The sequence below is a fragment of the methanotrophic endosymbiont of Bathymodiolus puteoserpentis (Logatchev) genome, from assembly GCF_900128525.1.
Lineage (GTDB): Bacteria > Pseudomonadota > Gammaproteobacteria > Methylococcales > Methylomonadaceae > Methyloprofundus.
The window spans coordinates 1-6,719 of record NZ_FQTQ01000038.1; the positions used below are offsets into that span (position 1 = coordinate 1).

General features: G+C 40.7%; 8 protein-coding genes and 2 pseudogenes. 1 reads left to right on the top strand and 9 read right to left on the bottom strand.

Going from position 1 to position 6,719, the window contains the following annotated elements; translation table 11 throughout:
* Nucleotides 1-306 (top strand): annotated as a pseudogene (locus tag BQ7314_RS15650) (hypothetical protein); the annotation flags it as partial.
* Between the two features lie 18 nt (nt 307-324).
* On the opposite strand, the gene BQ7314_RS02045 reads toward BQ7314_RS15650, so the two are convergent.
* The 9 genes and pseudogenes from BQ7314_RS02045 to BQ7314_RS02085 form a co-directional block, all read right to left on the bottom strand.
* The gene (locus tag BQ7314_RS02045) at nt 325-1,647 is read right to left on the bottom strand and encodes an NAD(P)/FAD-dependent oxidoreductase (RefSeq protein WP_174482042.1); all 1,323 of its coding nucleotides are present in this window, start codon (nt 1,645-1,647) and stop codon (nt 325-327) included.
* A 35-nt stretch (nt 1,648-1,682) separates the two neighbouring features.
* Nucleotides 1,683-2,276 carry a hypothetical protein gene (locus BQ7314_RS02050; protein ID WP_174482043.1) on the bottom strand — a complete coding sequence of 198 codons (594 nt, stop codon included), beginning with the start codon at nt 2,274-2,276 and terminating at the stop codon, nt 1,683-1,685.
* 39 nt (nt 2,277-2,315) lie between these two features.
* A complete protein-coding gene (locus BQ7314_RS02055) occupies nt 2,316-2,873 on the bottom strand; it encodes a hypothetical protein (RefSeq protein ID WP_174482044.1) in 558 nt (185 codons plus the stop codon).
* Nucleotides 2,874-2,889: 16 nt separating this feature from the next.
* Nucleotides 2,890-4,077 (bottom strand): NAD(P)/FAD-dependent oxidoreductase, encoded by a 1,188-nt coding sequence (locus BQ7314_RS02060; RefSeq protein WP_174482045.1) that lies wholly within the window; start codon nt 4,075-4,077, stop codon nt 2,890-2,892.
* Nucleotides 4,074-4,841: a beta-ketoacyl synthase chain length factor gene (locus tag BQ7314_RS02065; protein WP_174482046.1), complete on the bottom strand. Its 768-nt coding sequence runs from the start codon at nt 4,839-4,841 to the stop codon at nt 4,074-4,076. The genes BQ7314_RS02060 and BQ7314_RS02065 overlap by 4 nt, the downstream gene beginning before the upstream one ends.
* Nucleotides 4,841-6,049, bottom strand: a complete 1,209-nt coding sequence (locus BQ7314_RS02070) for a beta-ketoacyl-ACP synthase (RefSeq protein WP_174482047.1) — start codon at nt 6,047-6,049, stop codon at nt 4,841-4,843. The genes BQ7314_RS02065 and BQ7314_RS02070 overlap by 1 nt, the downstream gene beginning before the upstream one ends.
* Nucleotides 6,050-6,078: 29 nt before the next feature.
* Nucleotides 6,079-6,333 (bottom strand): type II toxin-antitoxin system RelE/ParE family toxin, encoded by a 255-nt coding sequence (locus BQ7314_RS02075; RefSeq protein ID WP_174482049.1) that lies wholly within the window; start codon nt 6,331-6,333, stop codon nt 6,079-6,081.
* A complete protein-coding gene (locus tag BQ7314_RS02080; RefSeq protein ID WP_174482048.1) occupies nt 6,300-6,536 on the bottom strand; it encodes a hypothetical protein in 237 nt (78 codons plus the stop codon). Before BQ7314_RS02080 ends, BQ7314_RS02075 begins: the two co-directional genes overlap by 34 nt.
* Nucleotides 6,536-6,719: pseudogene (locus tag BQ7314_RS02085) on the bottom strand (IS66 family transposase); the annotation flags it as partial. The pseudogene BQ7314_RS02085 and the gene BQ7314_RS02080, both read right to left, overlap by 1 nt.

Below are 6,719 nucleotides of genomic sequence, written 5' to 3' on the forward strand. Positions count from 1 at the left end.
GCTATCAAAGATAAAAGGCAAGCACTTGGCTTGCTCCTTACCACCGTTTATGGTCATCGGCACTTACTACCTGTACCACAAAGTAATGATAACATAACTTACCATTGTTTTATAAATACTTCGGAGCTTGGGGCAGCGCCCCAATTAAAAGCAAAAACATGCTTCAATAACAAAATTAGAGTTGATTTTAAGACAGTATCTTATTACAGCTTTCATCGTTATGTTAAACAAGGAATATATTCAGCTGATTGGGGGGCGGACTATGAATCCAACTTTGATTTTAATAAGTTACATAACCTTGAATAAAGGTACGCAATGCGTACCCTACAACTTCAAATCGTCAATAATGCCACGTTTTTGTTGCTCATGCTGCTCAGAAAAACTCTCCCACACGCCTGCTTCATGCGCTAACTGCTTAAAGTTCTCTGATCGATTAGTCATTTCAGAAGCCACTAACATCAACTCTAATTCCAGAGGCGGCATAGCCTTCATTAAAGATTTAACCGAATCACGATTTACACCATTTATACCAAAATCACCTAAAGATAAAGCACGCGAAAAGCCGTAAAATTGCTGCATTCTACTTTCACATAACTGGGCATACCGTGCACTTTTATTGGTATTTTTTAAGGCTTCACGAATCGCCAAAGAAGCCACTGCTGCATTATAAAAGGCATTTTGCACACCATGTGAAAATACCGGATCAACAAAACCTGCTGCATCACCAATACAATAGTAATTTTGCTTACACGTTTGTGTCGCATAATAAGAATAATCAGGACGATATTGCAAAGAACCATCCATAAATTGCGCATCGCTTAACAACTCTTTTAAATGCGGTAATCGGGCACAACTTTGCTGAAAATAAATCTCACGCTGCTGCTTATCCAAGCCTCTCATTTTATTGGAACGAACAATCAAACCCACACTGGTTTTCTCACGCAGAACGATATGCCAAAGCCAACCATCTTTATGAGACATGACAAAAGTCACAGGGCTTATATTTTTAAGCTCTGAACTGGCATGACTCTGACGATCCACGCCCACATAGCGCGAACCTTTAAAATATCCCCATAAAGATAAAAAATTCATCTCAGAACTAATGCTCTGCCGCGTACCTAATTGATGCGCCAATAGAGAACTATGCCCACTTGCATCAACCACAAATTGACATTGAATCGTGCCTGCGACATTTGATTCTTCACGAGTATCAATATAAGAAATAATAGGCTCGACTGCGGATAAATCCACTTGCTTAACCACAACATTATTAAAAACTAGCGCACCTTGCCGTTTAGAATGCTCTAATAAAAGATTATCAAAAATATCTCGCTCTACATGCAGGCCGGGCCTTGTATAACCATAATCAGAAAATAAAATTTGATGAACTTTATCATTCCAAACTGTAATACCACCTGCTTTTCTAAGAAACCCTTGCTGCTGAATTTTCTCTGAAACACCCAATTGGTCAGTAAACTTCCAAAAATGAGGAATGAGGCTTTCACCGACTTGATTACGTGGGAACTCAGCGCGTTCAAGTAGTACGACATCCACACCGCTTTTAGCTAAGTGTGTTGCTGTGCTACTTCCTGCAGGCCCTCCGCCAATAACCAGTACGGTGCATTTCTTAGGGATTATTTGTTGCATTATTTATAAATTATTCTAGTGTAGCTTCTCATTACCTACAAATACCAAGGTAATAAAATAGGCTTCGTATCCTCAATACGACTTACTTTGCCATTCTCAAAATGAACAATAAAAGTATCAAATCGCGAAGTCCAATAAGTCCATTGATTCGCATCTAAAGACGGAGTTCGAGTTATTGGTGGATAACCAATAGCAACTTGCACGGCATTTTTGGACATGCCTTTTTCGACTGTTCCCCTTTTTATATTACCTCGCTCCTGAAGCTTAAAACGGGTTAAGTTTACCGCTTGTTTGGCAAAAAGCTTAGCAAATGCCTGATAAACATCATCCCCTGTATGTTTAGCAACATTCTTAATTAATAACTCCGTATTTTTCGGTAGTATCTTAACTTTAATCACCTTTGGACTAATTTCTAATAATTCAACCGGCGTATTCACCTCTACCAAAGTACCCCGACGATAATTTGTCGTCCGATAAACACCTTTTTCATACATCATCGTCACTTGCGTATAGTAGGTTTCTCCAAGCTTTATACCTGCGGGCAACTGTTCTGATTTAGATTCCATCATCTGACATGCAGTTAAACTAAACAACAGCGATAACATTATTACTTTTAATATGCGCAACATAACTACCTCAATTTTATTTTAATAAACAAAAAGAAAAATTTACATATCGCCTAAAGTCGCTTTATCTACCGGATTCTTCAACCACGCGGCAATATCTTTACCTAATGTTTTAGTGCAACGCCCTAATAATGCACAAGTTCCTTTATAAGCTCCCATAAATCCGCCCATAGAGGCTCTGCTTGCCTTAAATGAAACCGTTTTCTTACCTCTCCGTGATAAAGTACCTTTAACCGTTACCCACTGACCACCACGTCCAGCCCATACATTTTTTTTATATTGCGGCAAATCTACAATCTCTATTTTTAAAAAATCAGCCTTACGTGAGCTAGCCGCTTGTAAATTAATAGCGGCATATTGGCCATTCGCATAGCTTTGAATAAACGCTGGGAGTTTTGTCAATAATTGGCACTCATTACGGACTGCTTGCCTTACCTCTAAATCTTTAGCAAATATTACAGGGGCAATATTTAAAGTGCCTGTTCCTGTACCTACTGAACTATCAAGCCCTATAGGTTCAGGTGCTTCACTGGTTTTATTTCCTGCACAAGCAACAATAAATAACATCAAAAATAATGGTAATAACTTAAACAATTTCATCCTATTCTCCAATAAATTAATTTTTTCTACTTCTACCTGTTAACAGTCCCTGTTGAAAACTATTCCCCTCTCTCCACAAATCGCCCGCTAATAGAGCAACGATTTCTTGTTTTATTTGCAACTGTCGGTCCGATTCAAAAAAAAGATTTTCCACCAAATTAGAACAATAAAATCGCTCAATTAAGCAATGCATTGTTTTAAATCCTTTTTGATAAAATTCATCACCTGCCTGCTGTAATTCTGGGTCAGCTTCTGTTCCTTGCGTTAACCCTTGGTGTAATTGGTCGGCAACAAATTCTGCTGTTTTTACCGCAAAAAAGAAGCCTGATGAAAATACCGGATCAAGAAAACCCGCTGCATCACCACAACAAGCAAAACGTTGACCGTAGCGCTGGCTATTTTGGTAACTAAAGTCTGCTTCTATACCTAGTTCAGATAAAACCTCTGCCTCTTGCAAAAGTTCACTCATATAAGGAGAGACTTGAATATAACGTTCAAAAAGTGCATCTTGCTTTAAATTTTCTGGCACGTTTTTCTGAACGACAAGACCAACGCTCAAACGCCCATTTGTTAATGGAATACACCAGATCCAACCTATTTCAGATAATAAAACCTTTATATTGCCATGACCAAAAAGAGCTTCTGACTCAAGAGAATTAGCAAGTTTATAGTGTTTATATAGTGCGAACTTACCTAGGTTATTAATCTTCTCAATACTATCGAATGCCTTGCCCATTAAGGCATTTCGCCCTGTGGCATCAATAAAATAACGACCTTGATACAAATCTTTATCTGTTTTGACTTGTACCTCATTTGGCGTACATTGCACACTGCCAACCTGCTCTTGTTGATACCCGACTACGCCATGAGCCAGTGCATTATCAAATAAACGCTTATCAAATACTGACCGTTCCACCTGAAAAGTACGATACTCCCCCTGAAAGGGAAAATAAGTACGCCGACCTGAGACTTCATCAATAAATTCAGCACCGCCCTTTTTTAAACTCCCCTGAGCCCAATCAATACCTAGTCGCTTCATTACTGACTCAGACATGGGTAACATAGACTCGCCAATATGAAAACGTGGGTGCTGATCTCGCTCAATCAATAACACGCTATGGCCATATTGCGCTAATAAAGTTGCCGCTGTTGTTCCCGCCGGCCCGCCACCCGCAATAATGACATCATACTGCTGACTACTCACTCTTTATCTCTCCCTAGTGCTGATATATCACTCACCCAAATAGGCGTTTTAATATTCAAAGGAACTTGTTCTTGCGTTGCTTGCTGTAAAGCCATTAATAAAGGGATCACCGCTGCTGCCGGAGCTGATTCCGTTAGCATCAGCCATTCAATGGGAAAGTTTTTCTCCGTTTGCTCACTTATCTGCGGCAAGCTAAGAGATCCTATTGCCTGCTCTGCATCCGTGCTTAGTACAAAAGCACAAGCAAATGCAGCTAAACCTATAGGAGGCGCTAAATATTGCGGCCATAATTCATCATAGCAAACTAATAAACGCTCGCCACACCCTTGCTGTTGCAACTGCGACCAGACCTCAATCAAACCCATAGCAAAAGTATCATCGGCGGCAGCAATCGCAGTACTGGGTTCTTGGCATTTGTTTAAAATAGCCCAATACCCCGCCGTTGTATTGTGCACGGAGTTATGAAATTGGGTCGGCGACAATAATTCATTATCATCAGGTAATAAACGACACAGTGCATCAGTCACCTGTATTTCCCCTCCTAGTGAGGCAAACACTGAGGCAAGATGCTGGCTATCACTATTCGCTTGTGTACAAGCTAGTTTAGCAGCCGTAATCGCCATTCGCGTGGTCATACTGGTGCGCCTACGCATTGCAGCCGGAATTAAACTTTTATCAATATCACTACCCAGCAGGCCAAAAGGGGCTAATAGCTCAGCATCTGGGCAACAAATAGCATAAGATTTTATAAAGAGTTGTTTCATCATAGCGCCACGATCACACTGGCATTATTGCCACCAAAACCAAAAGAATTACTCATTGCAATGTGCATGTTTTGTTTGCTCACAGGCTCTTTAACCACCTGACATTGGCATTCTTCATCCAATTTCTGCAAGCCCTGTGTACCGGGAATAAACTGATGCTGCAAAGCGAGTAACGCAATAATCGTTTCTAATGCACCCGCAGCACCGAGTGTATGCCCCGTAACCCCTTTTGTACCACTACAAGGCACGGCATCAGCAAAAACATTAAAAACCGCCCGACTTTCCATACGATCATTTATTTTCGTTGCCGTCGCATGTAGATTTAAATAATCAATATTTTCAGCTTGTAAGCCTGCCAGTTGCAAGGCATTGCGCATGGCTAAAGCCGCACCCTCGCCGTCTGGGTGTGGCGTACTCATATGGTGTGCATCAGACGATTCACCCACCGCTAAGACTTTCATTTTGTTGGCATTATCCGCATGACATTTTTCTAACAGCATTAGCCCTGCCGCTTCACCAATACTAATCCCTTGCCTGTCTTTATCCATTGGCTTGCACGGCTGATTGGCGACTAATTCTAAACTACGAAAACCGCGCAAAGTTAAGCGACATAAAGTGTCCACACCACCCACTAATACTGCATCACAGATACCCGCACTAATCAATCCCTGCCCTGCAGCAATCGCTTTTGCTCCCGAAGAACAAGCGGTGGAAATAGCAAAACAAACCCCCGTTAAACCCAGCTCCAATTGCACAAAGCGCCCCGTTGCTTGATACGCATGTTCCGTTACAAAGTGAAAATCATCTGGCATTTTTCCCGTCTCCACTAGAACACCATAAGCATCTTCTGTTTCATAAAGTCCTGACGTGCTTGTGCCGATAATAACGCCAATGCGATGTGCGCCATATTTTTCTTTTGCTGCTTCAACTGCTGCACGCACACCACCTTGCTCATCATTTAATGCAGTCAAAGCAACACGCGCATTGCGGCAATTATAATCAGACAATTGTTCACGAATACTGAGTAAAGGCTGTTTTATTTCGCCCACATAAGCGGGAAACGGGACGTTAAATAAAGACAGAGGGGCTAGTTTAGAATAATTTGCCTGTAAATCTTGATATAAAGCCGCGCAACCTAAACCACTAGCACTTAGAGCTGAGTAGGCTGTTATTGCGACGGGGGCTATTAGAATTTGATTATTTTTCATAATTTTCTACCGGCTACCTAAAAGGTAGATTATTTATACACATCACCGCGGCCACCAATAGTCAGCAAGTAAATAATGAGTTGATTCTGTTCAATTTGATAAATTATTCTCAACGTCCCTACTCTTAAACGATACGTATTTTCGACCCATTGCATCATTTTAATATCTAACTGAGGATGATTAACTGGATTGTCTTGCAACAGATCAATTTTATCGGTAATACGCTGCCGAATTTTACTAGGTGTTGCCTTTAAATATTTAGTGACCGATTCTGCAGATCTAATTGATTCTTCATTATAAAGGAGGACTTTATTTCATCCCAGTTATCAAATTCTGAGTCATCGCCTTCCTTTATTTTTCCTATCAACTCTGAAATATGGCTTATCTCCGCATTACTTAGCTCTTCTTCTGTGATTAAATGACATTGCTCTTTAGGCAATAAAGATAAGAAATCAATGACTTTCTGATAAATATTGTAACTTCTCATTATCCACAGGCAGCGGCCGCACGGATGACTTCCGATAACGGAGAAATATCGCCTACACCCAATAAGCGATCTTTCAAATAATCCCAAAATGATAAGTCATGCTTTCGACAGGTCTTTTTTAGACTGGCAAAAGTATCTCTGGCTTTCCGTCCTGCATCACTTCGGGTGCTTCCACTGATTTTT

What these genes read in the sequence shown, in the direction of transcription:
- BQ7314_RS02055 (WP_174482044.1), bottom strand. Translation starts at nt 2,873, where the DNA reads ATGAAATTGTTTAAGTTATTACCATTATTTTTGATGTTATTTATTGTT.
- BQ7314_RS02080 (WP_174482048.1), bottom strand. Translation starts at nt 6,536, where the DNA reads ATGAGAAGTTACAATATTTATCAGAAAGTCATTGATTTCTTATCTTTA.
- BQ7314_RS02065 (WP_174482046.1), bottom strand. Translation starts at nt 4,841, where the DNA reads ATGAAACAACTCTTTATAAAATCTTATGCTATTTGTTGCCCAGATGCT.
- BQ7314_RS02045 (WP_174482042.1), bottom strand. Translation starts at nt 1,647, where the DNA reads ATGCAACAAATAATCCCTAAGAAATGCACCGTACTGGTTATTGGCGGA.
- BQ7314_RS02050 (WP_174482043.1), bottom strand. Translation starts at nt 2,276, where the DNA reads ATGTTGCGCATATTAAAAGTAATAATGTTATCGCTGTTGTTTAGTTTA.
- BQ7314_RS02070 (WP_174482047.1), bottom strand. Translation starts at nt 6,049, where the DNA reads ATGAAAAATAATCAAATTCTAATAGCCCCCGTCGCAATAACAGCCTAC.